Below are 25455 nucleotides of genomic sequence, written 5' to 3' on the forward strand. Positions count from 1 at the left end.
CCAGCACGACTAATAGTCAGTACGACTATAAAGAGGGCGGGAGTGCCTGCGCAACCCCTGTCTACGTACGCCCACGGGAGGGCGCGAACGCCGCCACCGCCGCGCCGACGGCGGCCGCCCCCGCGCTCACCCACAGCGCCGCGCCGGCCCCGTCGATGAACGCCCCCGGCGAGCCGTAGCCGCCGTACGTCGTGAACACGGCCGCGGCGACGGCCACCCCGAAGACCCCGCCCAGCTCGCGCAGGGCGTTGTTGACGCCGGCCGCGACTCCCGCGTCGCCCAGCGGGACGGACGAGGTCACGGCGTTGGCGACGCTCGGGAACACCATCGAGATGCCGACGCCCGCGATGATGAGCGGGACGACGAGACCGCCGTAGCCGACCCCGGGTTCGAGCTGCCAGGCCAGCAGGGCGAGGCCGGTCGCCTGGAGCGCCAGGCCGCCCAGCATGAACGGCCGGTTCCCGAACCGGTCGGCGAGCGCCCCGGCGAGGGGCGCGACCAGCAGCGGCGTGGCGTTCCAGACCAGGATCCGCACGCCCGCCTCCAGCGGGGAGTAGCCGAGGCCGAGCTGGAAGAGCTGCGTGATCATGAACAGGGCGCCGAGCAGCGAGGCGAACAGCAGGAAGCCGGAGGCGTTGGCGGTCGAGAAGCCGCGCCGCCGGAAGTGCGACAGCGGCAGCATCGGACAGCGGGCCCCACGCCTCTCCCAGCCCAGGAAGGCGGCGACGAACGCGATCCCGGCCGCCAGCGCGGTCAGCACCTCGGCGCTCCCCCACCCGGCCTCGGGCGCCCGTACCGGCGCCCAGGCCAGACCCGTCAGGCCCACGGCTGCCAACGCCAGTCCGACCAGGTCGAGTTGGGGGCGTGTGCCATGGCTCTCGCGCAGTTTGCGGGCGGCGAGGGGGATCATGGCGAGCCCGATGGGCACGTTCAGCCAGAAGATCCACTGCCAGGACAGCCCCTCGGTGACGGCTCCACCGAGCACCGGCCCGGCGGCCACGCCGAGTCCGGTGACCCCGCCCCACATCCCGATGGCGACGCCCCGCTTCTCGGCCGGGAACGCCTCGCTGATCAGGGTCAGCGTGAGCGGCAGCAGTACGGCGGCTCCGGCGCCCTGGATCACGCGCGCGCCGATCAGCTGGCCCGGGCCCTGGGCGAGGGCGGCGGCGGCCGACGCGAGCGTGAAGACGGCGAGGCCGACGACGTACATCCGCCGGCGCCCGAACCGGTCGCCCAGCGCGGCGCCGGTCAGCGTGAGGCAGGCGAAGACGAGGTTGTAGGCGTTGATCGTCCACTCCAGCTCGGACAGGCTCGCCCCGAAGTCGGCCCGTAGCGCGGGCAGCGCGGTGGCGACGACCACGACGTCGAGGGAGCACAGCAGCGCGCCGAGCCCGGCGAGGGCCACGGTCCACCCGCGGCGCGCCGGCGCCCGCTCGGTGGGCGGTGGTGTGCGGACGGGGGCCTTCAGGGTCTCGGTCATGGCGATGCCTTCCGTGAGATCGCTTGCGGGGTCACTCACGGAAGGCAGACCGGGCTCAGTCCGGAAAGGAATCGCGCCGGCCCAGGAAGGCCAGCAGCCGGACGTCGGCACGCGCGCGTGGCGGCACGAGGACCGGCGCCGCGAACCGCACCCCACGGTCCTCGTCCGCCACCACACAGCGGGCGACGCTCAGCAGCTCGGCCGCGAGCGGCCCCGGGATGGGCCTGGGGCGGCCGCAGGACTGGGCGACGTCCCACCCGTGCACGGCGATCTCCACCGCCCCCACGGCGCCCATCACCCGCACGTCCAGCGGCCGTTCGCCCACGGTCACCGACCGAGGGGGCCCGGCGGCCCAGGCGCCGAGCAGAGCGCACGCGCGCGTACGGAAGCCGCAGGCCCGGTCGGCCCGTGGGAGCAGGCCGATCCGCCCGCCCGTCAGCCCCTCGTACAGCGCGTCCAGCGAGTCGTCGAGGTGCGCCAGCAGTTCCTCCAGGTCCCACTGCGCGCACGGTGTCCGCCGCCCCAGGCCCAGGGCCCGGACCTCGGCGACGCTGCCCAGCGCGTAGGCGAGCGAACGCTCCAGCAGGTCCCCGGAGTTCACGACAGCTCCTTCGGCATGCCGAACCGGTCCATCAGGTCCAGGTCGAGGAAGACCGTGAGGCGGGCCAGGGACCCGTCCCGCACGGTCAGCACCTGCAAGGAGTGCCGGTGGAAGAGCCCGTCCGCCCCGAGCACGTACATCGCCACCGCCGGCTGCCCGTTCGCGCGCGTGCGCGGCATCCGCACGGTGCCCTTGACGTGCCGGTGCGCCCGCAGGAACCGCAGCACGTCCTCCTTGCCGGTGAACCACTCCGCGTAGGGCGGCATCTCCAGTTCGACGCCGTCCTGGAGGAGGTCGATCAGCGCGTCCAGGTCGGCGTTCTCGAACGCGGCCACGTACCGGTCGAGCACCTCGCGGTCGGCGGCGCCCTCCGGCTCCTCGACGAGGTCCTCGTCGGGCGCCACCTCGTCGAGGCGGGCACGCGCGCGTTGCAGGCTGCTCTTCACGGCCGCCGTGGAGGTGCCGAGCAGTGCGGCCACCTCGGTCGCCCGCCACGCCAGCACCTCCCGCAGGATCAGCACGGCACGCTGCCGCGCGGGCAGATTCTGAAGAGCCGCGACCAGCGCGAGGCGCAGACTCCCCCGCGCGGCGACGACGCTCGCCGGGTCGACCAGCGCGTCCGGCAGCGGCTGGAGCCACGGAACGTCCGTCACAGGGGCCCTCAGCGGCTCCTCAGGCGCCTCGGAGGGCCCGCCGAGCCCCGAGGGCAGCGGACGGCGCGCGCGGCCCTCCAGAGCCGTCAGACACGTGTTGGTGGCGATCCGGTGCAGCCAGGTCCGCAGGGACGCCCGGCCCTCGTAGCCGTCGTAGGACCGCCAGGCCCGCAGATACGTCTCCTGCACCAGATCCTCGGCCTCGTCGACCGACCCCAGCATCCGGTAGCAGTGCGCGAGCAGCTCACGCCGGTACGGGTCGGTCAGCCGTACGAACTCGTCGCGGTCCACAGTGGTCGCGCTCATCCCCGCTCCCTCCGTCAGCAATACAGACCGGCGGAGGGGCCGAAACGCATCGGCCGGCCCCGGAAGGATTCCGGAACCGGCCGCCGCACGCGGGGTGTGCCTACAGATCGACTTCCTGCATCAGCATGCCGACCTCGGTGTTCGACAGCCGGCGCAGCCAGCCCGACTTCTGGTCGCCGAGGGTGATCGGCCCGAAGGAGACCCGCACCAGCTTGTCCACCGGGAAGCCCGCCTCGGCGAGCATGCGGCGCACGATGTGCTTGCGGCCCTCGTGCAGGGTGACCTCGACCAGGTAGTTCTTGCCGGTCTGCTCGACGACCCGGAAGTGGTCCGCGCGCGCGTACCCGTCCTCCAGCTGGATGCCGTCCTTGAGCTGCTTGCCCAGATCGCGCGGGATCGGGCCGACGATGTGCGCGAGGTACGTCTTCTTCACGCCGTACTTGGGGTGGGTCAGACGGTGCGCGAGCTCGCCGTGGTTGGTGAGCAGGATCACGCCCTCGGTCTCGGTGTCGAGCCGGCCCACGTGGAAGAGCCGGGTCTCGCGGTTGGTGACGTAGTCGCCGAGGCACTGACGGCCCTCGGGGTCCTCCATCGTCGAGACGACACCGGCGGGCTTGTTGAGCGAGAAGAACTGGTACGACTGCGTGGCGACGGTCAGGCCGTCCACCTTGATCTCGTCCTTCTCCGGGTCGACGCGCAGGCCCTGCTCGACGACGATCTCGCCGTTGACCTCGACCCGGGACTCGTCGATCAGCTCCTCGCAGGCACGCCGGGAGCCGTAGCCCGCGCGCGCGAGGACCTTCTGGAGCCGCTCGCCCTCCTGCTCGGCGCCCGGGAAGGTCTTGGGCGTCTTGACGTCCTTCTTGCCCGCGTACCGCTCGCGGTTGCGCTCCTCGGCCCGCGCGTCGTACTCACGGGAGGTCGCCGGGGCCGAACGGCCGCGGCCGGTGCCCTGGCTCTGCCTGGGGCCGCCCTTGGCGCCGCCGCGGGCCGAGGCGCCACGCCCCGACTTCGGGCCGTCCTGGGTGGCGGCGGGGCCGACGTCGTAGCGCCGCTCCTCCGGGCGCGGCTTCCTCGGCCGGCCGCCCTGCTGGTCGTCGCGGTTGTTACCGGCGCCGCGGTAGTTACCGCGGCCACCGCTGCTTCCGCCGCGGCCGCCGCTGTTGCCACCACGGCTCCCGCCGTTGTTTCCGCTGCTGTTCCTGCCGCTGCTGCTTCGCATCAAAATTCCGTCTGGTCGTCTGCGTCGTCGGTACCCCGGCCGGCCGGGATCCCCGGACCGTCATCGGGAGCGTCCGGGTCGAACGACGGAACGCCTTCCTGGGTCTCGGCCTCGATCGCCTCCGCCTCCGGGAGGAAGGGCGCGAGCTCCGGGAGCTCGTCCAGACCGCGCAGGCCCATCCGCTCCAGGAAGTAGTTCGTCGTCCTGTACAGGATCGCACCTGTTTCGGGTTCCGTGCCCTCCTCCTCGATCAGCCCGCGCTGAAGGAGGGTGCGCATGACACCGTCGCAGTTCACTCCGCGTACGGCGGAGACGCGGCTGCGGCTGACCGGCTGGCGGTACGCGACCACGGCCAGCGTCTCCAGGGCGGCCTGGGTGAGCCGGGCGGTCTGCCCTTCCAGGACCAGGCGTTCCACGGCCGGGGCGTACTCGGCGCGCGTGTAGAAGCGCCAGCCACCCGCGACGAACCGCAGCTCGAAGCCCCGCCCCTGCATGACGTACTCGTCGGCGAGTTCCCGCAGGGCGTCGGCGACGTGCCGCCTGGGCCGCTCCAGGAGTTTCGCGAGGTGCTCCTCGGTCGCGGGCTCGTCCACGACCATGAGCATCGCCTCCAGGGCGGGCTTGAGGTCGAGGTCCGCGACGCCGCGCAGCGCGGCCGGAAGCTCCGTGGTCTCCTCACTCACGCCTTCTTCTCCTCCTTGGGCGGCTCGGGCGGCCGGTCGAACTCGTCGGTCACCTGCGGTGTCTCGGCCCCGTCCCCACCGGTCCAGCGCACCAGCAGCTCCCCGAGCGCGGTCTCCTGGTCGAGCGCCACGGCCTTCTCCCGGTACAGCTCCAGCAGAGCCAGGAAGCGGGCTACGACGGTGAGGGTGTCGTCGGTGTCCTCGATCAGCGCCCGGAAGCTCGCCTCGCCGAGCTCCCTCAGCCGCGCGACGACGATCCCGGCCTGCTCCTGCACGCTCACCAGCGGCGCGTGGATGTGATCGACGTAGACCTGGGGCTTGGGCTTGGGCTGCATCGCCTTGACGGCGAGCTTGGCGAATCCTTCCGCCCCGATGCTGATGACGACCTCGGGCAGCAGCTCGGCGTGGTGCGGTTCGAGGCCGACGGTGCGCGGATAGCGGCGGGCCTCGTCGTCGAGCCGTCGGCTGAAGATGTCGGCGATCTGCTTGTACGCCCGGTACTGCAACAGCCGCGCGAACAACAGGTCCCGCGCCTCCAGCAACGCCAGGTCGGCCTCGTCCTCCACCTCGGCGGACGGCAGCAGCCGGGCCGCCTTGAGGTCGAGCAGCGTGGCCGCGACGACGAGGAACTCGGTGGTCTCGTCGAGATCCCAGTCCGGCCCCATCGCCCGGATGTGCGCCATGAACTCGTCGGTCACCTTGGACAGCGCGACCTCGGTGACATCGAGCTTGTGCTTGGAGATCAGCTGGAGGAGGAGGTCGAAGGGCCCCTCGAAGTTGGAGAGCCGAACCTTGAAGACACCGTCGACGGGGGCTTCGGATGCGGTGGGGTCGGGCTCGGGGGCCGGTGCGGCGGGAGGGGCTTGGGCTTCTGGTGCCGGGCTCGGTGGGGCGGCGACGCCTTGGGCTTCGGGTGCCGGACCGGGTGGGGCGCCGACGCCTTGGGCTTCGGGTGCCGGACCGGGTGGGGCGCCGACGCCTTGGGCTTCGGGTGCCGGACCGGGGAGGGCGGCGACGCCGGAGGCCGGGCGGGGCTCGACGGCCGACGGCTCTTGCAGCGCGGCCGGTGCGGCGGCAGCAATCCGGGCTTCAGGTGCCGGACCGGGAAGGGCGGCGACGCCGGAGGCCGGGCCGGGCTCGACGGCCGACGGCTCTTGCAGCGCGGCCGGTGCGCCGGCAGCAATCCGGGCTTCGGGTGCCGGACCCGAGAGGGCGGCGACTCCCGACGCCGGGCCGGGCTCGGAGACTTCGGGCGCCGTCCCAGAAGCTGCGGCCTCTTCCGACACGCGGCGAGGCTCGTCGCCCGCGCCCCGGCCGTTCGGTTCGGGCTCGGTGCCAAGGCCCTCGGAGTCCGGGTCCGTCTCAGCCGCGCGGCGTTCGGGTGCCGGGTCGGGCGTGACCAAGGAGGCCACGTGTTCAAGCTCAGGATCGACGGCAGGGCCGAGCCCGGGTCCACGCTCAGGATCGACGGCCGGGCCGAGCCCGGGTTCCCGCTCCAGCTCGGCAGCAGGGTCCTCGCCAACCGGAGCGACCTCACGTACCGCGTCAGAGCCGTCGGCCTCCCGCTCGGCCGGGTCGGAGACCGCCTCGGCCCTCGCCGCTCCCGGCCCGCGCCCCAGCGCACGCCGACGGCCGCCGGAGGCACCGGCGCGGGGGGCTGGAACGTCGTTCGAGGTCATAGCCCCCGCAGGCTACCGCTACCGCCCGCGAAGCCGTCGTACGAGGATGCTGGCGTCTCCGCGGCTCTCCAGATCCGCGAGGACCACGGCCACCGCCTCACGGACGATCCGCCCGCGGTCGACGGCCAGCCCATGCTCGCCGCGGAGCACCAGACGCGCGTGCTCCAAGTCCATGAGTTCCTCGGCGGAGACGTACACGGTGATCTTCTCGTCGTGCCGCTCACGGCCGCTGGGCCGGCGCGACGCCTGCCGACCGCGCTTGCGCGGAGCGGCGGAGGAAGCGGCGGCACCGCCGGAAGCGGCCGCCGCCGTCGCGGCAGAACCTTCCTGCGCCCCCTGACGTCGCGCCGAGCGCTCCGCGGCCCGGCTGCGCGACTCGCCCGCGTCGGCCGGCTCGGCGTCGGCCGCCACATGCTCCGCGCCGTCGCCGTCACCGCCCTGCGCCGGCACCGACTGCGGCACGTCCTCGGCGGCGGCGTTGTCGCTCTCCCCCGCGGGAGCCGGCACCCGGGCCTCGCCGTTGACCGGGCGCCGGGGAGTGGACGGCTGGAGCGCCGTACCCCCTGTCGTGCGGAACAGTTCGTCGGCCCCCGGCAGACTCACTCGGCGTGACACCGGGCGAGCACCTCCCTGGCGAGCTGGCGATAGGCGGCGGCACCGACGGAGTTGGAGGCGTACGTGGTGATCGGCTCACCGGCGACCGTGGTCTCCGGGAAGCGGACCGTGCGCCCGATGACCGTGTGGTAGACGTGGTCGTCGAAGGCCTCGACGACACGCGCGAGCACCTCACGGCTGTGCACGGTGCGCGAGTCGTACATCGTGGCGAGGATCCCGTCGAGCTCCAGCTCCGGGTTGAGCCGCTCCTGGACCTTCTCGATGGTCTCGGTCAGCAGCGCCACACCACGCAGCGCGAAGAACTCGCACTCCAGCGGCACGATCACCTTGTGCGCGGCCGTCAGCGCGTTGACCGTGAGCAGGCCGAGCGAGGGCTGACAGTCGATCACGATGAAGTCGTAGTCGGGCAGCAGCGGCTTGAGGGCACGCTGGAGCGTCGACTCACGCGCTACCTCGGAGACCAACTGGACCTCGGCGGCGGACAGGTCGATGTTGCTGGGCAGCAGGTCCATGTTGGGGACCGCTGTCTTCAGGAGCACCTCGTCGGCCGACATGCCCCGCTCCATGAGCAGGTTGTAGACCGTGAGGTCGAGCTCCATGGGGTTGACGCCGAGACCGACCGAGAGCGCGCCCTGGGGGTCGAAGTCGACGAGCAGGACCCGGCGTCCGTATTCCGCGAGCGCGGCACCCAGGTTGATGGTCGACGTGGTCTTGCCCACGCCGCCCTTCTGGTTGCACATCGCGATGATCTTCGCGGGGCCGTGGTCGGTCAGCGGACCCGGGATCGGGAAGTACGGCAGCGGGCGCCCGGTCGGACCGATGCGCTCACGGCGCTGCCGGGCAGCGTCGGGCGCGAGCGTGGCCGCGTACTCGGGGTCGGGCTCGTACTCCGCGTCGGGGTCGTAGAAGTGCCCTTCGGGCACTTCGTCGTAGTCGGCGAATTGGTTGTGGGGCGCGCCACTTCCGTCGCCGGCCATGGCGTTCACGTGATGGCCATCCATGCTCTGGTGTGCTGTCTGGGTCACCCCGGTGACCGGGTGCCCCTGGTGGGCTGCGAAGGTGCGCACCGCAACGGAGCCGACAGCCTCGAATCCCGCGGGACCCTGGTCCCGTACCGGCATTCCTGGTTGACCACCCCCGGGAGAAAATGTCGACTCATTCACAAGTCGTCTTACCTCCTTGGTGACCAGGAAACTTCTAGACAGGTCAGCGTTGCAGCATGCCGACGGTTGGCGACTCTATGGCGTGTCGGCGGTCCGCAGCAACACAATCCGCCGGACCGGGCAGATGTGTCGACAATGAAGCATCCCGCTGTCAAGGGCGTACGGCCGTCGCACAGCAGGTTTCACCGGTGTGCGAATCGGTCGAAGGGTTGCGTTCGAGGCGAGTTGACCGAGAGTCGCAAAGTGACCATACACACATCCGGCCGGACCTTTTCGGGCAAGGTCCGGCCGGGTGCGTACGGTTGACGATTCGTGTTGACGTATCGCCTTTACCAGAAAGTGACTTAGTCGAGCGGCTCAGCCGAGCAGCGACAGAAGCTCCACGTGCTCCAGGCCGTGCGCCTCCGCGACCTCGCGGTAAACCACCTTGCCGTCATGCGTGTTGAGGCCCTTGGCCAGCGCCGGGTCGTGGCGCAGCGCGTCGGCCCAGCCCTTGTTCGCGAGCTCGACGATGTAGGGCAGCGTGGCGTTGGTGAGCGCGTAGGTGGAGGTGTTGGGCACCGCGCCGGGCATGTTGGCGACGCAGTAGAAGACCGAGTTGTGGACCGGGAAGGTCGGCTCGGCGTGGGTCGTCGGACGGGAGTCCTCGAAGCAGCCGCCCTGGTCGATCGCGATGTCGACAAGAACACTTCCCGGCTTCATCCGGGAGACCAGCTCGTTGGTGACGAGCTTCGGGGCCTTGGCGCCCGGGATGAGGACGGCGCCGATGACGAGGTCGGCCTCCAGGCAGGCCTTCTCCAGCTCGAGGGTGTTGGAGACGACGGTCTGGATCTTCGTGCCGAAGATCCGGTCCGCCTCCTTGAGCTTGTTGATGTCCTTGTCGAGCAGGGTCACGTGGAAGCCCATGCCGATGGCGATCTGCGCCGCGTTCCAGCCGGAGACACCGCCGCCGATGACCACGGCCCGGCCGGCCAGCACGCCGGGGACGCCGCCGGGCAGCACACCGCGCCCGCCGTTGGCGCGCATCAGGTGGTAGGCGCCGACCTGCGGGGCGAGCCGGCCCGCCACCTCGGACATGGGGGCGAGCAGCGGCAGCGCGCGGGAGGGCAGCTCGACCGTCTCGTATGCGATCGCGGTGGTGCCCGACTCGACGAGCGCGTCCGTGCACTCCTTGGAGGCGGCCAGGTGCAGGTACGTGAAGAGCGTCTGGTCCTTGCGGAGGCGGTGGTACTCCTCGGCGATGGGCTCCTTGACCTTCAGCAGCAGGTCGGCGGTGGCCCACACCTCGTCTGCGGTCGGGAGGATCCGGGCGCCTGCGGCGATGTACTCGCTGTCCGGGATCGACGACCCGATACCGGCGCCCTGCTCGATGACGACCTGGTGGCCGTGGCGCACCAGCTCCAGCACGCCGGCGGGGGTGATGGCCACCCGGAACTCGTTGTTCTTGACCTCGCGGGGGATGCCGACCTTCACGTCGATCACGGTCCTTGGCTCAGAGGGTGTGGGGCATTACATGACATACCCCAGCATGCAGGGCACACCGGGAGACACCGCAGGAGAAGGTGCGGCAGAGCCAGTCTAATGAAGGTGTTCCCGCTGTCTAGCCTTTCATTGCATCAATCTTCGGCAGATGCACTACGGATTTCGCAGGCGTTAGGGCCATGTTCCGGCTGATTAGCCTCTTGCCGGGGCTCGGACTCCGCCGCATCGGACTCCTCAAGCTCCTCTCCCAGCATCCGCTCGGCCGCGCCCCGGTGCAGCTGCGCCGCCGCGGGATCGCCCATCCGGTCCAGGGTGTCGGCCAACCGCAGATACAGGGCGCCCTGGAGCCGCGCGTCGTCGGCGCGCCGCGCCCAGTCCACTGCTTCCTGGCAGGTACGCAGCGACTCTGCGGCCCGCCCGGCGTACTCCTGGACCCGGGCCAGCTCGCTCAACGCCCGCGCGTGACCCGCCACATCCCCGTTCTTGCGGTGCCCGGCGACCGCCGCCCGCCAGTTCCGCATGGCCTCGCCGTACCGGCCGGCGTAGGTGTGCGCCTCGGCGATACGGCCGTAGAGCCGGGCGGCGTCCGCCCGCTCGGCGCGGGCCAGCCGCTGGGCGAGCGCGCGGCCGAACCAGTCGGCGGCCCGGTCGTAGTCCCCGAGCTCCAGATGGGCGCCGCCTACGGATTCCATCGCACGGCCGGCCGCGTACGGGTCGTTTCCCTCGCGTCCGGCGTCCAGCGCGGCCCGAAAACGCACCAGCGCGTCCCGCGCACGGCCCGTCCGGGCGTCGAGGTCCCCCAGGTTCAGCAGGGCCGCGGCCTTCTCGCGGGGCAGGTTCCGGCGCTCGGCCACATCGAGGACCAGGCTGTGGATGTCGTACAGCTCGGAGGCGGCGGCCTGGGTGCCGAAGTGTGCGACCAGGGCCCTGACCAGCTGGGACATCAGGCGCCTGGCGAGGGTGTCGAGCTCCCCGTCGGCGACCGCGGTCCGGGCCGAGGCCAGCAGGACGGGACCGCGGATGCTCAGCCAGTCGGCGGCCGCCCTGGGGTTGGGAAAGCGCAGGGCGCGGGGCATGCCCAGGAGCTTCTGCCGAGTCTCGGGGCTGTCGGTCTCGGTGATCGCCCGGCAGGACTGCAACAGCCGTACCGTCCGCTCCAGCATCCGCGCGCGGGCGAGCTGGAGCTCGGCGGGGCGGTCCTGGGTCTCGGTGAGGGCCGTGAGGAACGGGTGCAGACAGGCCGGGACCACATACTGGGGCAGCGGTGAGTCGACGGAGTGCAGCAGGCCGAGGGCGACGAAGTCGTCCAGGGTGGTGTGGGCGCTGTCCACCGAGGAGCCGGCGAGCGCGGAGGCGGTGTGCGGGTCGACCAGCCCGGCGGGAGCGAGAGAGAGCAGCCGCAGTATGCGGGCGGCCGGGGTCGGCAGACCGGAGTAGGCGAGCCGGAAGACCCGGCTGAGCGGGGTGCCCTCCTCGCCCTCGGCCCGCAGATGCTTGGCGAGGTCGGCGACGGCGGCCTTGGGCCGGGCGGCGAGCCAGCCGCCGGCCAGCATCAGCGCGGCGGGCTGGCCCTGGCACGCCTCGACGAGGCCCTCGGCCGCCCGTGGATCGACGGTGATGCGGACCGATCCGGCGTGCCGGGACAGCAGGTCGACGGCCGACTTGGTGTCGAGACCGCCGAGCGTGCAGGGCCGCACGTCCGAGATCCCGGTCAGCGGGCCGCCGGAGACGGCGACCGCCAGGCACTCCGGGGCGTCCGGCAGCAGGGCGTCGACCTGCTCGGCCGTGGCGGCGTCGTCGAGCAGCAGCAGGACCCGGCGGTCGGCGAGGGCCTCGCGCAGGGCCGCCGTGAGCTCGTCCTCGGCGGCGCCGGGCGGGGTCGGCAGATCGAGGGCGGTGAGCAGCTCGCGGGCGGTGCGCCCGAGGGGAACCGGGGTGCCGTCCGGCTCGCTCAGGCGGGCCCGCAGCACGCCGTCGGCGTACCGGTCCGCCACCTGACGTACCAGCTCCTCGGCGAGCGCCGTGCGCCCCGAGCCGGGGCGGCCGGCGATGAGCAGCACGCGCGCGCGTGGCGCCTTGCGGCCGGAGAGGGTGTCCAGGCCGGCGCGCTCGATGTCGGCGCGCAGCTCCTTCAACTCACGGGTGCGGCCCAGGAATTGGTTCGCGGCGGATTTTTGTGCCGACACCTGCACGCCGCCTGTGTCCACCGCCTGATCCGTCACGGGCCACGCTCCCGTCCCACGCACGCGCAAGCCCGCCGGGACTCCGGTCAGGGCATTTCCAGAGCCTAGTTCACGCTCTGCGACGATCCGGGCGCAGCACGGCGGACACATCCCCCAACCGGATCAGCAGATCGTACGACCGGCGCGATCGAACGGGCGTGAGTGCCGCGCCCCCCAGGGGCGCGGGGAACTGCGCGACCAGCCACAACGGACCAGCGCCCGGCCATGGACCGTCATACGAACGGCGCGACCCGCAAAAACCCGCACCCGCGACCCGCGAACCGCCTCACGCCTCGAACGGCCGTGCAGGCCACTCCGCCTCCGCCGAGCGCAACCCGTCCAACCCGCCGGAGGCCCGCGCGGCGACCAGCGACAGCACGCCCACGACAAGGCAGTTGTTGTGCAGCTCACCCGCGAGCACCGAGCGGACCAACTCGTCGAGCGGCACGCGCGCGTGCTCCAGGTCGGCCTCCTCGTCCTCCACCTCGAAGCGCTCCCCCTCGGCCTCGGACAGATCGCGGGCGAGGAAGATCCGTACGGCCTCGTCGCAGCCGCCGGGGGTGGTGTAGAGGTCGGTCAGCACCCGCCAGTCCTCGGCCTTGACGTGGGCTTCCTCGTAGAGCTCGCGCTGCGCGGCGTGCAGGGGGTTCTCGCCGGGGATGTCGAGCAGGCCGGCCGGGATCTCCCACAGCTTGTGCCGCACGGGGTGGCGGTACTGCTTGATGAGCAGCACGCGGTCCTCGGTGTCCAGGGCGAGCACGGCCACGGAGCCCGGGTGGACCTGGTAGTCGCGGCGGACGACCGAGCCGTCGGGCATGACCACGTCGTCCGTGCGGACGGAGGTCTTGTTGCCCACGAAGGGGGTGTCCGTCGCCCGGATCTCCCACTCCTGCGGGGTGTCCTTGATCGTCATGCCCTGGCCTTCCACACGCTTTGAAAAGAACCCGCCAAAGAAAACCGGGGTGCCCACCATTGAAGGTTTGCACCCCGGCCACCGTACAACTCTCGTGTTACTTCGAATTCTTACGCTCGACGGAGGCCTTGACGAGCCCGGCGAACAGCGGGTGCGGGCGCGTCGGGCGCGAGCGCAGCTCGGGGTGGGCCTGCGTGGCCACCAGGTAAGGGTGGACCTCGCGCGGGTACTCCACGTACTCGACGAGCTTGCCGTCGGGCGACGTGCCGGAGAACTGGATGCCGGCCTTCTTCTCCAGCTCCGCGCGGTAGGCGTTGTTCACCTCGTAGCGGTGACGGTGCCGCTCCTCGACGTACTCCTTGCCGTCGTAAACCTCGCGCACGATGGAGCCCTCGGCCAGCTTGGCCGGGTACATGCCGAGCCGCATGGTGCCGCCCATGTCGCCCTCACCGGCGACGATGTCGAGCTGCTCGGCCATCGTCGAGATGACGGGGTGGGAGGTGGCGGGGTCGAACTCGGTGGAGTTGGCGTCGCCGATGTCGGCCAGGTTGCGGGCCGCCTCGACCACGATGCACTGGAGGCCCAGGCACAGGCCGAGCAGCGGGATCTTGTTCTCGCGGGCGTACTTGATCGCGCCGACCTTGCCGAGCACTCCGCGGTCGCCGAAGCCGCCGGGGATGCAGATGCCGTCGACGTCGGCGAGCTGCTGCTTGGCGCCGGCCGGGGTCTTGCAGTCGTCGGACGTGACCCACTTGATCTTCACGCGGGCCTTGTTGGCGAAGCCGCCGGCGCGCAGCGCCTCGGTCACCGAGAGGTAGGCGTCGGGCAGGTCGATGTACTTGCCGACCAGCGCGAGGGTGATCTCGTGGTCGGGGTTGTGGACGCGGTCGAGCAGGTCGTCCCAGGTCGTCCAGTCCACGTCACGGAACGGCAGGTCCAGCTTGCGTACGACGTAGGCGTCCAGGCCCTCGCCGTGCACGGTCTTGGGGATGTCGTAGATCGAGCGGGCGTCGGGACAGGCGACCACGGCCGCCTCGTCGACGTCGCACATCAGGCTGATCTTGCGCTTGATCGCCGTCGGCACCTCACGGTCGCAGCGCAGCACGATCGCATCTGGCTGAATACCGATGTTGCGCAGAGCCGCAACCGAGTGCTGGGTCGGCTTCGTCTTCAGCTCTCCCGAGGGGCCGATGTACGGCAGGAGCGAGATGTGGACGACGAAGACGTTGTCACGACCGACCTCGTGACGGACCTGGCGGACGGTCTCCAGGAACGGCAGCGACTCGATGTCGCCGACGGTGCCGCCGACCTCCGTGATCACGACGTCGACCTCGTCCGTCGCCATGCGGCGGATGCGGTGCTTGATCTCGTTGGTGATGTGCGGGATGACCTGCACGGTGTCGCCGAGGTACTCGCCGCGCCGCTCCTTGGCGATCACGGTCGAGTACACCTGGCCGGTGGTGACGTTCGCGGAACCGTCCAGGTCACGGTCGAGGAACCGCTCGTAGTGGCCGATGTCCAGGTCGGTCTCGGCGCCGTCGTTGGTGACGAACACCTCACCGTGCTGGAAGGGGTTCATCGTGCCAGGGTCGACATTGAGGTACGGGTCGAGCTTCTGCATGACCACCCGCAGACCCCGTGCCTTGAGCAGCATGCCGAGGCTGGAGGCCGTCAGGCCCTTGCCGAGCGAGGAGGCGACACCCCCGGTGACGAAGATGTGCTTGGTCGTCGTGGCTGCGTGGTGTCGAAAAGCAGCGGGCGGCATGGCCAAGAGGGGGCTCCCGTGGTCGCGATCTTGAAGTGCGGTTCGGGGGTCTTCACGCCCACCGGTCCACGGGCTACCAGGGTATCAGCGACTCGGGGCGATGGCTTCCGGCCACGCTCCGCGCACGAGTCCGCACGGATCGGCACGCTTCACCGATTTTCCGCGCATCGGTCACCCATTGCTCACCCGTTCGGCCGACCCGGGTTGCCCGGAGCGGCACGCAGATCATCTACGTGCGTCGTATCCTGCTCGGACATTCGCTGCCGAGCCCGGCCGGCAACACGGCACCACCCCTCGCCCGTAAGCACCGGAACAACGAGAGCTCGTCAGTTCGTTGAGCACAGATCGTCGAGAAGAGACTGTCGTTTTGCCTCACGACGCGGACGACTGCTTTGCTTCACCGCTCAACGACGCATAACAACCACCCCTTGACCGCACTAGCGAGAGCCCCCTTTTTGCATGAGGGGGTGACGTGGCCGTTCGACTGGAGTTGCACGTGGCCGGGCGCATCGAAGACTACGCACTCATCGGAGACATGCAGACCGCCGCACTGGTCTGCCGGGACGGCACAGTGGACTGGCTGTGCCTGCCCCGCTTCGACTCGCACGCCATCTTCGCCGGCCTGCTGGGCACCGAGGAGCACGGTTTCTGGCGGCTCGGCCCGGCGCACGCCTCGGACTCCCCGCCGCCCACCGCGGCCCGGCGCAGCTACCGCGGCGACTCCCTGATCCTGGAGTCCGAGTGGGACACACCGCGCGGCACGGTCCGGGTGACCGACTTCATGCCCCCGCGTGACGGCGCGCCCCAGCTGATCCGGATCGTCGAGGGCGTCACGGGCCGGGTGCCGATGCGCTCGACGCTGCGGATGCGTTTCTCGTACGGCCGGGTGGTGCCGTGGGTGCACCGGCACGAGGGCCGTACGGTCGCCGTCGCCGGACCGGACTCGGTGTGGTTCGACACGGAGGCCGAGACCTACGGCAAGTCGCTGACCACGTACTCGGACTTCACGGTCGCCCCGGGTGAGCGGATCGCGTTCACCATCTCCTGGGAGCCCTCGCACAAGGAGCCGCCGGCGCTGCCGGAGCCGGAGCAGTCCCTGGAGGCCACGGAGGACTTCTGGCGAGACTGGGTCGAGCACTGCACGTACCACGGCCCGTACCGCGAGGCGGTGGTCCGCTCGCTGATCACGCTGAAGGCGCTCACGTACGCCCCGACCGGCGGCATCGTCGCGGCGCCCACCACCTCGCTGCCGGAGGACATCGGCGGCGTCCGCAACTGGGACTACCGCTACACCTGGCTGCGCGACGCGGCGATCACCCTGTCCTCGCTGCTGCGCACCGGCTACCGCGAGGAGGCCCGCTCCTGGCGGGAGTGGCTGCTCAGGGCGGTGGCCGGCGACCCCGAGAACCTTCAGATCATGTACGGCATCGCGGGCGAGCGCGAGCTGGGCGAGGCCGAGCTGGACTGGCTGCCCGGCTACGAGAACTCCGCCCCGGTCCGGGTCGGCAACGGCGCCGCGCACCAGCTCCAGCTGGACGTGTACGGCGAGGTCACCGAGGCGCTGCACCTGGCCCACATGACGGGCCTGGCCCGCAACGACTACGCCTCGCTGCTCCAGCTCAAGCTGATCCGCTACCTGGAGGACCACTGGCAGGAGCCGGACGAGGGCATCTGGGAGGTGCGCGGTCCACGCCGCCACTTCGTGCACTCCAAGGTGATGGCCTGGGTCGCCGTCGACCGCACGATCAAGCTCATCGAGTCCGGCGACGCCGACGGCCCGCTGGAGCGCTGGCGCGAGCTGCGCGACGACATCCACCGGGACGTGTGTGAGAAGGGTTACGACAAGGAGCGCAACACCTTCACGCAGTCGTACGGCTCGAAGGAGCTGGACGCCTCCCTGCTGCTGATCCCGCAGATGGGCTTCCTGCCCCCGGACGACAAGCGCGTGATCGGCACCATCGAGGCGATCCAGCGTGAGCTGTCCACCTCGGACGGCTTCATCCTGCGCTACCCCACGGAGGGCGAGAGCGAGGGCGTCGACGGCCTGCCCGGTGACGAGGGCGCCTTCCTGGCCTGCTCGTTCTGGATGGCGGACGACCTGGCGATGATCGGCCGGGTCGACGAGGCCCGCAAGCTGTTCGAGAGGCTGCTGTCGTTGCGCAACGACCTGGGTCTGCTGGCCGAGGAGTGGGACCCGCATCTCCAGCGCCAGGTCGGCAACTTCCCGCAGGCCTTCAGCCACGTCCCGCTGATCGACACCGCGCTGCGCCTCACGGCGTCGGGGGCCTACGGCGGCTGAACAGGACCGCCGGCCGAAGCCTGCCTAGGCTGGGATCCATCGGCCCCTGTACGGAAGGGGGCGCCTCCATGGCCTCCCCGTCGAAAGCGGGCGCGGCCCTCGCCGCGCTGCGCGAGGATCTGGTCGGCGACGTGTTCGCCCCCGGGGATGTGGGCTACGACGAGGCCCGCACCGTCTTCAACGCGATGATCGACCGCAGACCGGCGGTCATCGCCCAGTGCGTGGACGCGGACGACGTGGTGCGGGCCGTGCGGTTCGGGCGGGACCTGGACCTGCACATCGCGGTACGCGGCGGCGGGCACAGCGTGGCGGGCATGGCCGTCAACGACGCCGGACTCGTCGTCGACCTGCGGCACATGCGCGCGGTCTCCGTCGATCCCGCGGCCGAGGCGGTGCGGGTCGCGGGCGGCGCCACGATGAGCGACCTGGACCGCGCCTGCCAGCCGCACGGCCTCGCCACGACCGGCGGCCGGGCCTCCACGACCGGGGTCGGCGGTTTCGTCCTGGGCGGCGGCTCCGGCTGGCTGGACCGCTGGTCCGGGCTGGCCGTCGACAATCTGCTCGGCGTGGAACTCGTCACCGCCGACGGCGAGCGGGTCCACGCGAGCGCCGACGAGAACCCGGAACTGTTCTGGGGCCTGCACGGCGGTGGCGGCAACTTCGGCGTCGCGACCTCGCTCACCCTGAAGCTGCACGAACTGCCCGAGTTCTCGATCGCGCTGATCCTCTACCTCCCGGAGTTCGGCGCCGAGGTCGTCCGCACCTACCGCGACCTGGTGTCCGTGGCGCCGGACGAGGCGGGCGGCGGAGTGCTGTATCTCACCGGCCCGCCCGAGGAGTTCGTACCGCCCCACCTGGTCGGCAGGATCCTGTGCGTCGCCCTGCTGACGTACGCCGGGTCCGAGGGGGACCTGCGCAAGCTGGCCGAGCCCCTGCTGGCGCTGCCGCACGAGTCGGAGGTCGTCGGGGCGATGCCGTACGCCGATGTCCAGTGCATGCTCGACGATCCGCCGGGGATGCGGAACTACTGGTCGGCGGAGTACCTGACCGGCGCGCCCGACGCCTACCTGGACGCGTTCTGCGCCCGGGGCGAGTCCATGCCCGCGCCGACCGGCACCCTCCATGTGCTGTTCCCGCTGGGCGGGGCGATCGCCGCCGGTCCGCGCGAGTACCCCGTGCCCTACCGGGACGCGCCCTGGGTCGTGCACCCCTTCGCGATCTGGGAGGACCCCGCGGACGACGAGCGGTGCGTCCGGTGGGTCCGGGACGTGCGAGCCGACGCGCGGCCGTGGAGCACGGGCGCGGTCTACCTCAACTTCATCGGGGACGAGGGCGCGGAACGCGTGGTGGCCGGTCTGGGCCCAAAGAACACGCGGCGGCTCGCGGATCTGAAGCGGCGGTACGACCCGGACAACGTCTTCCGGTTCAACCACAACATCAGGCCGGCCTGAGCCCCGTCAGCGTCCGCTCCCCGCCCGGATCGCCCGCCGTGGCCGGGACGAGGGCGATCTCGTCGAGCCCGGCCTCGGCGTACTCCTCGGCCCGCGCGCGTACGGTGTCCAGGTCGCCCACCAGGCCGACCATGCCGGCCGCGCTGGCGGGCAGCGCACGGACCAGCGTGTCGGCGTCGGCCCCGGTACGGGCGAGCTCGACGGCCTCCTGGAAGCCGGCGGCCTCGAACATGTCGCTGTAGCCGGGCACCGTGAGATACCCGGCGATGCTCCGCAGGACCTGAGCGAGACAGGCCGGGCCGGGATCGACGGCGGCCGGCAGCCAGGCGGCCAGGACCGGCGGTGACGGACGTCCCGCGTCCTCGGCGGCCTTCTCCAGCTTGGCCCGCAGGGTGCGGACCTGGGCCGGCGAGACGATGTCGAGCAGCATCCGGTCGGCGTGCGCGGCCGCCGTGGCGATGGCACGGTCACCGAACGCCGCCACGGTGAGCGGGCCGCCCGGCGGCCGGTGACGGCGGCGGAAGGTGCTGCCGGGGACGACCGGTTCGCCCGGCTCGCCGTGCAGAAAGCCCCGTACGGCCGCCGCGGAGGCCTCCATCGCGGCGGCGGGCCGTACCCGCGGCACCCCGTGCACGCCCTCGACGACCCGCTTGCTGGACGTCCCCAGCGCCACCCCGACCGGCCGTCCGACGACGGCCGCGACCGACGCGGCGCCCCGCGCGATGCCGAACGCGTCCCGCACCGACACCGCGACCGGACCGGCCGTCAGCGCGACCCGCCCGGTGGCCCGCCCGATGGCGGTGGCCAGGACGAAGGAGTCCCAGGTCGGCCCCTCCCCCGCCCACACCTCGCGATACCCGAGCCGATCGGCGACCGCCGCCACCCGCAACGGCTCCTCGATCGCGCTGTCGTCCTCCCGTGCCACGGCAACCACGCTGTAGTCCATGCCGACGCGGCTACCCGGGCCCCGCGCCCGTGAACGCGTTCGGAGATGTCGGGAAGGCCCGCACACGGGTAGCGTCCGGCACATGGAAAGCGGCACGGGCAGTGGCATGAGCAGCGGATTCGACACCCACGGCGCCGGGATCACCGTCCGGCGGGCGCTGGAGCTGCCCGGTCTGCGCAGTGGGCTGCCCGAGATCGTCGCGGGCGCCGACCGACTGGGCCGGACCGTGCGCTGGGTGCACGCGGGCGAGGTGCCCAACATCGCGTCCCTGCTGAAGGGCGGGGAACTGCTGCTGACCACGGGATACGGCCTCGGCACCCGTCCCGCCGACCAGCGGGCGTTCGTGCGCACCCTCGCCGAGCGCGGCATCGCGGCCCTGGTCATCGAGCTCGGCGCGCGCTTCACGCGGCTGCCCGCCGCGCTGGTCGACACGGCACGCGCGGCCGGTCTCCCGCTCGTCCAGCTGCATCGCCAGGTCCCGTTCGTGACGGTCACCGAGGAGATCCACACCGAGATCGTCAACGGCCACTACGCGCTGCTCCAGCGGGCCGAGGAGGTGCACCGCCGCTGCACCGAGGCGCTGCTCGGCGGTGGCGGAGTGCCTCAAGTGCTGGGCATCCTCGCGGACTTCGGCGGCAACCCCGTCTTCCTGGAGACGACGGACGGGCGGCTGCTGTACGCGGCCGGGGCCGGCCCCGAGGGCGCGGACCCGTTGCAGGTGTGGGAGGGGCTGCGGGGTCCGCACAAGGACGCGCCGCCGCCCGCGGGGTCGGTGCTGGTGGACGTGCCGGGCGGCGGGCAGGGGGCGGGCGCGATCCGGGCCCGGCTCGTCCTGCTGCCGGTGCTGGGGCCGCTCGCGCCGGTGCACCGGATCGCCGCCGAGCGGGCCGCGGGCATTCTCGCCGTGGTGCTGATGCAGGCGCGCCAGGAGGAGGAGCTGGCCGCTCGCGGACGGGGCGACTTCCTGACCGACCTCGCGGAGGGCCGTATCGCCGCCGAGGACGCCCCGGCGCAGGCGCGCGTCCTCGGCTTCAAGCCGGGTGACGGCCCGCTGCTTCCGGTGGTGATGCGGCTCGGCGACGGACCGGCGCCGGGCGGCTGGGCGGTGCTGGCCCGCGCGGTCGGGGAGGAGCTGGCCTCGGTGGGGGTGCCGGTGCTGCTGGGCGTACGGCCCGTGGAGGGGCGCGTCCCGGTGCTGCTGGGCCTGCGGGCGGAGGCGGAGCGGTCGGCGGCGGCGGACAAGGTGGCGGCGGCGCTGCGGGCGGGCGTGGAGCGGGCCGGGATCCAGCGGCCCGGGGCGCGGCCGCCGGTCGTGGTCGTCGGGGTCGCGGGCGGCTGGGCGGCGGCCTCGGCGGGCCTGAGGCACGCGGCGGAGACGGCGACCGCGGCACAGGGCCTGTCCGACCGCCCCTGGTACGACGCCCGCCGCCTGGACATCGACCTGCTGCTGTGGCGGCTGCGCGACCATCCCGACCTCGCGGCCTTCGTGGACCGGGCGATCGGCCCGCTGCGCGACCACGACGAGCGCTCCCGGCCGCCCCTGCTGCCCACGCTGGAGACCTACTTGGCGCACGCGGGCCGCAAGGCGGAGACGGCACGCGAGCTGCACCTCAACCGGCAGACGCTGTACAACCGCCTCGCCCGCATCGGTGAGTTGCTCGGCACCGACCTCGACGATCCGCAGACGGTGCTGGCGTTGAGCCTGGCGCTGCGGGCGCGCAGGCATGTGACCTAGAGGCGCCCTCAGATCATGGGCCGCGGCTGCGTCAACTCGTCGTAGACACTGAGCACTTGGGCCACGGTCTCGTCCTCGGTCGGCCAGGTGGCCGCCTGCCGCACGCCCCGCTCCCTGAGCTCTTCCTGCCGCTCGGGGTCACCGAGCAGTCGTACGACGGCGTCGGCGAGCGTGTCGGGGGCGCCGTACGGGACGAGTACGGCCGCGTCGCCGACGAGTTCCGGAATGCCGCCGACGTCGGTGGCGACGAGCGGCACGCGCGCGTGGAGGGCCTCCTGGGCGAGGACGGACCGCGACTCCCAACTGCTGGGCAGCAGCGCGATGTCGGCGGCGGCGAGCAGCTCAGCGACGTCGTCGCGCCGCCCGATGAGCCGTACGGGCAGCTCCTCGTCCTCGATGCGGCGTTGCAGTTCGGCCCGCAGCTCCCCCTCGCCCGCGATCACGACCAACGGCGCCGGATCGAGCCGGCGCCACGCGCGCGAGGCGTCCAGCAGTACGTCGTATCCGCGATGCCCCTCCAGCGAGCCGACGGCGATCAGCAACGGCCGCCCGGTTGCCCCGAGTTCGGCGCGCACCTTGGGACGTAGTTTGTCGGGGTCGTCCTTCTGCACGGCGGGGCGCCGGCCGGGCAGCGCGACGGCGGCGAGCCGGGCGTCCCGCGCGCCGGTCCGGCGGGCGCGGTCGACCAGGGCCGAGGTGCTGCCGAGGACGACGGAGGCGGCCTTGACGACCCGCCGCTCCAACAGCCGGAGCAGATGGGCGCGGGCGCCCTCGGCGTGCGCCCGGTCGTGCCACGTCACGACCAGCGGAGTGCGCCGGCCGCTCAACGCGAGCACCGCGCGGAAGGAAGCGTGCAGTCCGTGGGCGTGCACCAGGTCGGCGTCCGCGCACACGGCCCGCAGGGCGGCCACCGAAGCCGGATCGCTGCTGCGCGGCACGTGCACATGCTCGGCGCCGGCGCCGCTGAAGTCGTAGGCGTGGTCGGCCTCGACGGGGGCGCAGACGGTGACCCGCACGCCCCGCGCGACCAGTCCCGCGGCCAGCGATCGCACATGCGCGCTGCTGCCGGCGTTGCCGCCGCCCAGCACCTGCACGGTGCGCAGCGACGACTGGCCGTGCGGTGAGTGGCTGCTCACGGGGGTCACGTGGCCGGGGCTCCTGGTGGTGGGTGGGGCGGTCACGAAGAAAGTACAGAAGGATCGGGCGGAGGGGGTGTACCGCGTGGATCCCTACGCGTACGACGTGTTTACGCCAAGGATGCCAGGAGCCACGGCCGTTCCGGGAACGGCGTGGAGGCGAGAGGCGGGCAACGCGGCGGCTTGAGTCACCCGCACGAGTGATTCGGGGTGGCGAGGGTGCACGAACACGCGCGCGTGGCGCACATTTTGGCTCCCGAGCCTCACGGGCCCACCCGGCGCGCGACTTCGCTCACTTTGTCGCCGTACACCGCCGCGGCCACGACGGCGGCAGCGTGCGCGACCAACGCCGCACGCCCTGCCCCACTCTCGGCCCCACTCGAGCGGGGGGACCCCCACCCCACGACGACCGCGGCGCCCAGGGCCGCGCCCAGCGCGTGCGCCCCGGTGTCACCGATCATCGCGCGTTCACCGAGGTCGTCGGGGAGCACGGCCGCGGCGGCCCCCATGACGCCGGCGGCGATCTCCGCGCCGGGCCCTCGGCGCAGCAGCCCGGGCGCCCCGAGGGCGAGCACCGTCGAGGCGGCCCTGCCCGGCCGTACGTCGACGAGATTGACGAAGTGGGCGGCCCCGGCGATGACGACGCCGGCGAGCAGCCGGTCCCATGGCCGCTCCTTCAGGAACGCCCCGGCGACGAGCCCGGCGGCCGAGATCCCGAACAACTTGACGGCGCCGCTCGTGACTTCGCCGTCCCGGAGGGCGCCGATGTGCGCCCGGAAGCCCCGTCTCGCGTCACCGGCCCCGGCCATGTCGTCGTACCCCCCGCAGATTCCCGCGACGGCCACGGCGACCCCGGCGGGAGGCGACACGCGCCCGGCCCCGACGGCGGCGGCCAGGGCCACGGCGGGTCCCGCGTACAACTCCACCGTGCGCCCCGCGTAGTTCTTCCGCTCCCAGTGGTCACGGCCACCGGGGGCCTGGGCACGCAGGGCGCCGACGGCGGCACGGGTGAGGGCGGCGCAGAGGGCGAAGGAGACAGCTCGCTTGATCATCCGCCCACCGTACGAACCCGCCCCGCGGCCTAGGCGTCCGCCCGAGCTGTCTCCAGCAGTTCCTCCGCGTGGGCCCGCGCGGTCTCCGAGTCCTCCTGCCCGGCGAGCATCCGGGACAGTTCCCGGATCCGCTCCTCGCCCTCCAGGACCTTCACACCGGAGCGCGTGACCGAGCCGTCGTTGGTCTTCTCCACGAGCAACTGCCGGTCCGCGAAGGCGGCGACCTGCGGCAGGTGGGTCACCACGACGACCTGCGCGCTCTTGGCCAGCCGCGCCAGCCGCCGGCCGATCTCCACGGCCGCCTTGCCGCCGACGCCGGCGTCGACCTCGTCGAAGAGGTACGTCGGCACGGGATCGGTGCCCGCGAACACGACCTCGACGGCGAGCATCACGCGCGAGAGCTCACCGCCGGACGCGCCCTTGGCGATCGGCCGGGGCGGCGCGCCCGGGTGCGGGGCGAGCAGCAGCTCGACCTCGTCCGCCCCCGACGGGCCGTAGGCGACCGGGCGACCGCCGACCTCCACTCCGTCCGGGTCCTCGGTCTGCCGCAGGGCGAAGGACACGCGCGCGTGCGGCATCGCGAGGGACGCCAGCTCGGCGGTCACCGCCGCCGCGAACCGCTCGGCGGCCTCGGTGCGCGCGTCCGTGAGCGCCTGCGCCAGCCCGCCCAGCTCGGTCCGCAGCGCGTCCCGCTCGGCGGTCAGCTCGTCGATCCGGTCGTCGTCGCTGTCCAGCTCGGTGAGGCGCGCGCTGCCCTGCTCGGCCCAGGCGAGCACGGCGGTGACGTTCTCGCCGTACTTCCGGGTGAGCGCGGTCAGCGCGGCCCGCCGCTCCTCGACGGCCGAGAGCCGCAGGGGGTCGGCGTCCAGGTCGTCGGCGTACCCCGCCAACTCCCCGGCGACATCGCCCAGCAGGATCCCGATCTCCCCGATCCGGTCGGCGAGCGCGGACAGCGCCGGGTCGTGCGACCGTACGGCGTCCAGGGCCCGCTGGGCACCCGCGACGAGGGTGGCCGCGTCGATGCCCTCGGGGTCCTCCGGGTTACCGGCGAGAGCGGCGTGCGCGGCGGTGGCGGCGGACGACAGGGCCTCCGCGTGCCCCAGCCGCTCGGCTTCCTCCGCGAGCTCCACGTCCTCGCCGGCGCGCGGCTCGACACCGGCGATCTCGTCGAGCCCGAACCGCAGTATGTCGGCTTCCTGGGCCCGCTCACGCGCGCGGGTGACGATCTCGTCGAGCTCGACGGAGGCGGCCCGCAGCCGCCGGTACGCCTCGCCGTACTTGGCGAGCGGCACGGCGACCGCGTCACCGGCGTACCGGTCGAGCGCCTGCCGCTGCCGGGACTGCTTCAGCAGGCCCTGCTGATCGGTCTGCCCGTGCACGGCCACCAGTTCGTCGGCCAGCTCGGCCAGCATCCCCACGGGCACGCTGCGCCCGCCCAGATGCGCCCGGGACCGCCCCTCGGCGGAAACGGTACGGCTGATCAGCAACGCCCCGTCGTCGAGCTCGGCCCCGGCCTCCTCGGCCCGTACGACGGCCGACGTGCCCTCGGGGACGGTGATCCGCCCCTCCACGACCGCCTTCTCGGCCCCGATCCGCACCAGCGCCGGGTCCGCCCGCCCACCGAGCAACAGCCCCAGGCTGGTGACGACCATGGTCTTACCGGCACCGGTCTCACCGGTCACGGCAGTGAAGCCGGGCGACAACTCGACGACCGCGTCGTCGATGACTCCGAGCGACCGTATCCGCATCTCCTCCAACACGGACACGACCTTACGAGGTCGGGACGGGGAAGTGCGACGGCCCCCGGCCCGATGATGTGAAGGTGCAGGTGACGAATGGGTATCGGCCGCACATTGTCACCCAGGCGAGTGCAACGCCGTCAGGGCCGCGGGGAAACCGCGCGACCGGCCACAACGGACCCGCAGCGGCCGACGCACCCCCGCACACCGCGGCGAAAGGGCTAGGTGTGCTGTTCGGACAGGTTGGTGACGCGGGTGGCTGGTGTGTGGCCGCTGATGCCGGTGTGGGGTCGGTGGTAGTTGTACCAGTCCA

At 72.3% G+C, this 25455-nt stretch carries 19 protein-coding genes; 3 read left to right on the top strand and 16 right to left on the bottom strand.

What is annotated here, in order from left to right:
- Positions 1-61: 61 nt before the first annotated feature.
- The 12 genes from ACIQWG_RS29205 to ACIQWG_RS29260 all read right to left on the bottom strand — a co-directional run bounded on the left by ACIQWG_RS29205 (position 62) and on the right by ACIQWG_RS29260 (position 14784).
- Complete coding sequence (locus ACIQWG_RS29205; protein WP_404101120.1) at positions 62-1480, bottom strand: DHA2 family efflux MFS transporter permease subunit; 1419 nt, start codon at positions 1478-1480, stop codon at positions 62-64.
- Between the two features lie 55 nt (positions 1481-1535).
- Complete coding sequence (locus ACIQWG_RS29210) at positions 1536-2081, bottom strand: maleylpyruvate isomerase family mycothiol-dependent enzyme (RefSeq protein WP_404101121.1); 546 nt, start codon at positions 2079-2081, stop codon at positions 1536-1538.
- The gene (locus ACIQWG_RS29215; protein WP_404101122.1) at positions 2078-3040 is read right to left on the bottom strand and encodes a sigma-70 family RNA polymerase sigma factor; all 963 of its coding nucleotides are present in this window, start codon (positions 3038-3040) and stop codon (positions 2078-2080) included. Before ACIQWG_RS29215 ends, ACIQWG_RS29210 begins: the two co-directional genes overlap by 4 nt.
- A gap of 100 nt (positions 3041-3140) precedes the next feature.
- The gene (locus ACIQWG_RS29220; protein WP_404101123.1) at positions 3141-4262 is read right to left on the bottom strand and encodes a pseudouridine synthase; all 1122 of its coding nucleotides are present in this window, start codon (positions 4260-4262) and stop codon (positions 3141-3143) included.
- Complete coding sequence (gene scpB / locus ACIQWG_RS29225) at positions 4262-4945, bottom strand: SMC-Scp complex subunit ScpB (RefSeq protein ID WP_404101124.1); 684 nt, start codon at positions 4943-4945, stop codon at positions 4262-4264. The genes ACIQWG_RS29220 and scpB overlap by 1 nt, the downstream gene beginning before the upstream one ends.
- Complete coding sequence (locus ACIQWG_RS29230) at positions 4942-6027, bottom strand: segregation/condensation protein A (RefSeq protein WP_404101153.1); 1086 nt, start codon at positions 6025-6027, stop codon at positions 4942-4944. The genes scpB and ACIQWG_RS29230 overlap by 4 nt, the downstream gene beginning before the upstream one ends.
- Before the next feature lie 615 nt (positions 6028-6642).
- Entirely contained in the window at positions 6643-7239 is a 597-nt protein-coding gene (locus tag ACIQWG_RS29235) for a hypothetical protein (RefSeq protein WP_404101125.1), read from the bottom strand.
- Positions 7224-8360, bottom strand: a complete 1137-nt coding sequence (locus tag ACIQWG_RS29240; protein WP_404101126.1) for a ParA family protein — start codon at positions 8358-8360, stop codon at positions 7224-7226. The genes ACIQWG_RS29235 and ACIQWG_RS29240 overlap by 16 nt, the downstream gene beginning before the upstream one ends.
- 399 nt (positions 8361-8759) lie before the next feature.
- Positions 8760-9884 carry an alanine dehydrogenase gene (ald, locus tag ACIQWG_RS29245; protein ID WP_404101127.1) on the bottom strand — a complete coding sequence of 375 codons (1125 nt, stop codon included), beginning with the start codon at positions 9882-9884 and terminating at the stop codon, positions 8760-8762.
- Positions 9885-10018: 134 nt separating this feature from the next.
- A complete protein-coding gene (locus tag ACIQWG_RS29250) occupies positions 10019-12106 on the bottom strand; it encodes a tetratricopeptide repeat protein (RefSeq protein WP_404101128.1) in 2088 nt (695 codons plus the stop codon).
- 286 nt (positions 12107-12392) lie between these two features.
- Entirely contained in the window at positions 12393-13019 is a 627-nt protein-coding gene (locus tag ACIQWG_RS29255; protein WP_404101129.1) for an NUDIX domain-containing protein, read from the bottom strand.
- A gap of 97 nt (positions 13020-13116) precedes the next feature.
- Positions 13117-14784: a CTP synthase gene (locus ACIQWG_RS29260; protein ID WP_404101154.1), complete on the bottom strand. Its 1668-nt coding sequence runs from the start codon at positions 14782-14784 to the stop codon at positions 13117-13119.
- Between the two features lie 496 nt (positions 14785-15280).
- Between ACIQWG_RS29260 and ACIQWG_RS29265 the strand changes: the two genes are divergently transcribed.
- Both ACIQWG_RS29265 and ACIQWG_RS29270 read left to right on the top strand, forming a co-directional pair.
- A complete protein-coding gene (locus ACIQWG_RS29265) occupies positions 15281-17083 on the top strand; it encodes a glycoside hydrolase family 15 protein (protein ID WP_404101155.1) in 1803 nt (600 codons plus the stop codon).
- A gap of 68 nt (positions 17084-17151) precedes the next feature.
- On the top strand, positions 17152-18534 hold the full coding sequence (locus ACIQWG_RS29270; RefSeq protein ID WP_404101130.1) for an FAD-binding oxidoreductase: 1383 nt from the start codon (positions 17152-17154) through the stop codon (positions 18532-18534).
- Here ACIQWG_RS29270 and ACIQWG_RS29275 read toward each other — a convergent pair.
- Positions 18521-19480 (bottom strand): LLM class F420-dependent oxidoreductase, encoded by a 960-nt coding sequence (locus tag ACIQWG_RS29275; protein WP_404101131.1) that lies wholly within the window; start codon positions 19478-19480, stop codon positions 18521-18523. The genes ACIQWG_RS29270 and ACIQWG_RS29275 overlap by 14 nt on opposite strands.
- Before the next feature lie 82 nt (positions 19481-19562).
- Between ACIQWG_RS29275 and ACIQWG_RS29280 the strand changes: the two genes are divergently transcribed.
- A complete protein-coding gene (locus ACIQWG_RS29280; RefSeq protein ID WP_404101132.1) occupies positions 19563-21215 on the top strand; it encodes a PucR family transcriptional regulator in 1653 nt (550 codons plus the stop codon).
- A gap of 8 nt (positions 21216-21223) precedes the next feature.
- Here the strand turns inward: ACIQWG_RS29280 and ACIQWG_RS29285 are convergent, their stop codons facing one another.
- From ACIQWG_RS29285 to recN, 3 genes are all read right to left on the bottom strand, one after another.
- The gene (locus tag ACIQWG_RS29285) at positions 21224-22360 is read right to left on the bottom strand and encodes a glycosyltransferase family 4 protein (RefSeq protein ID WP_404101133.1); all 1137 of its coding nucleotides are present in this window, start codon (positions 22358-22360) and stop codon (positions 21224-21226) included.
- 254 nt (positions 22361-22614) lie between these two features.
- Positions 22615-23403, bottom strand: a complete 789-nt coding sequence (locus ACIQWG_RS29290; RefSeq protein ID WP_404101134.1) for a hypothetical protein — start codon at positions 23401-23403, stop codon at positions 22615-22617.
- Between the two features lie 29 nt (positions 23404-23432).
- Entirely contained in the window at positions 23433-25151 is a 1719-nt protein-coding gene (recN, locus tag ACIQWG_RS29295; RefSeq protein ID WP_404101156.1) for a DNA repair protein RecN, read from the bottom strand.
- Between the last annotated feature and the right edge of the window lie 304 nt (positions 25152-25455).

The sequence above is a fragment of the Streptomyces sp. NPDC098781 genome, from assembly GCF_044759995.1.
Taxonomy (GTDB): domain Bacteria; phylum Actinomycetota; class Actinomycetes; order Streptomycetales; family Streptomycetaceae; genus Streptomyces.

Coding starts and splice junctions, on each gene's coding strand:
- ACIQWG_RS29205 (WP_404101120.1), bottom strand. CDS start 1,480: ATGACCGAGACCCTGAAGGCCCCCGTCCGCACACCACCGCCCACCGAG.
- ACIQWG_RS29215 (WP_404101122.1), bottom strand. CDS start 3,040: ATGAGCGCGACCACTGTGGACCGCGACGAGTTCGTACGGCTGACCGAC.
- ACIQWG_RS29220 (WP_404101123.1), bottom strand. CDS start 4,262: ATGCGAAGCAGCAGCGGCAGGAACAGCAGCGGAAACAACGGCGGGAGC.
- ACIQWG_RS29240 (WP_404101126.1), bottom strand. CDS start 8,360: ATGCCGGTACGGGACCAGGGTCCCGCGGGATTCGAGGCTGTCGGCTCC.
- ACIQWG_RS29255 (WP_404101129.1), bottom strand. CDS start 13,019: ATGACGATCAAGGACACCCCGCAGGAGTGGGAGATCCGGGCGACGGAC.
- ACIQWG_RS29260 (WP_404101154.1), bottom strand. CDS start 14,784: ATGCCGCCCGCTGCTTTTCGACACCACGCAGCCACGACGACCAAGCAC.
- ACIQWG_RS29270 (WP_404101130.1), top strand. CDS start 17,152: ATGGCCTCCCCGTCGAAAGCGGGCGCGGCCCTCGCCGCGCTGCGCGAG.
- ACIQWG_RS29275 (WP_404101131.1), bottom strand. CDS start 19,480: ATGGACTACAGCGTGGTTGCCGTGGCACGGGAGGACGACAGCGCGATC.
- ACIQWG_RS29280 (WP_404101132.1), top strand. CDS start 19,563: ATGGAAAGCGGCACGGGCAGTGGCATGAGCAGCGGATTCGACACCCAC.
- ACIQWG_RS29290 (WP_404101134.1), bottom strand. CDS start 23,403: ATGATCAAGCGAGCTGTCTCCTTCGCCCTCTGCGCCGCCCTCACCCGT.
- recN (WP_404101156.1), bottom strand. CDS start 25,151: ATGCGGATACGGTCGCTCGGAGTCATCGACGACGCGGTCGTCGAGTTG.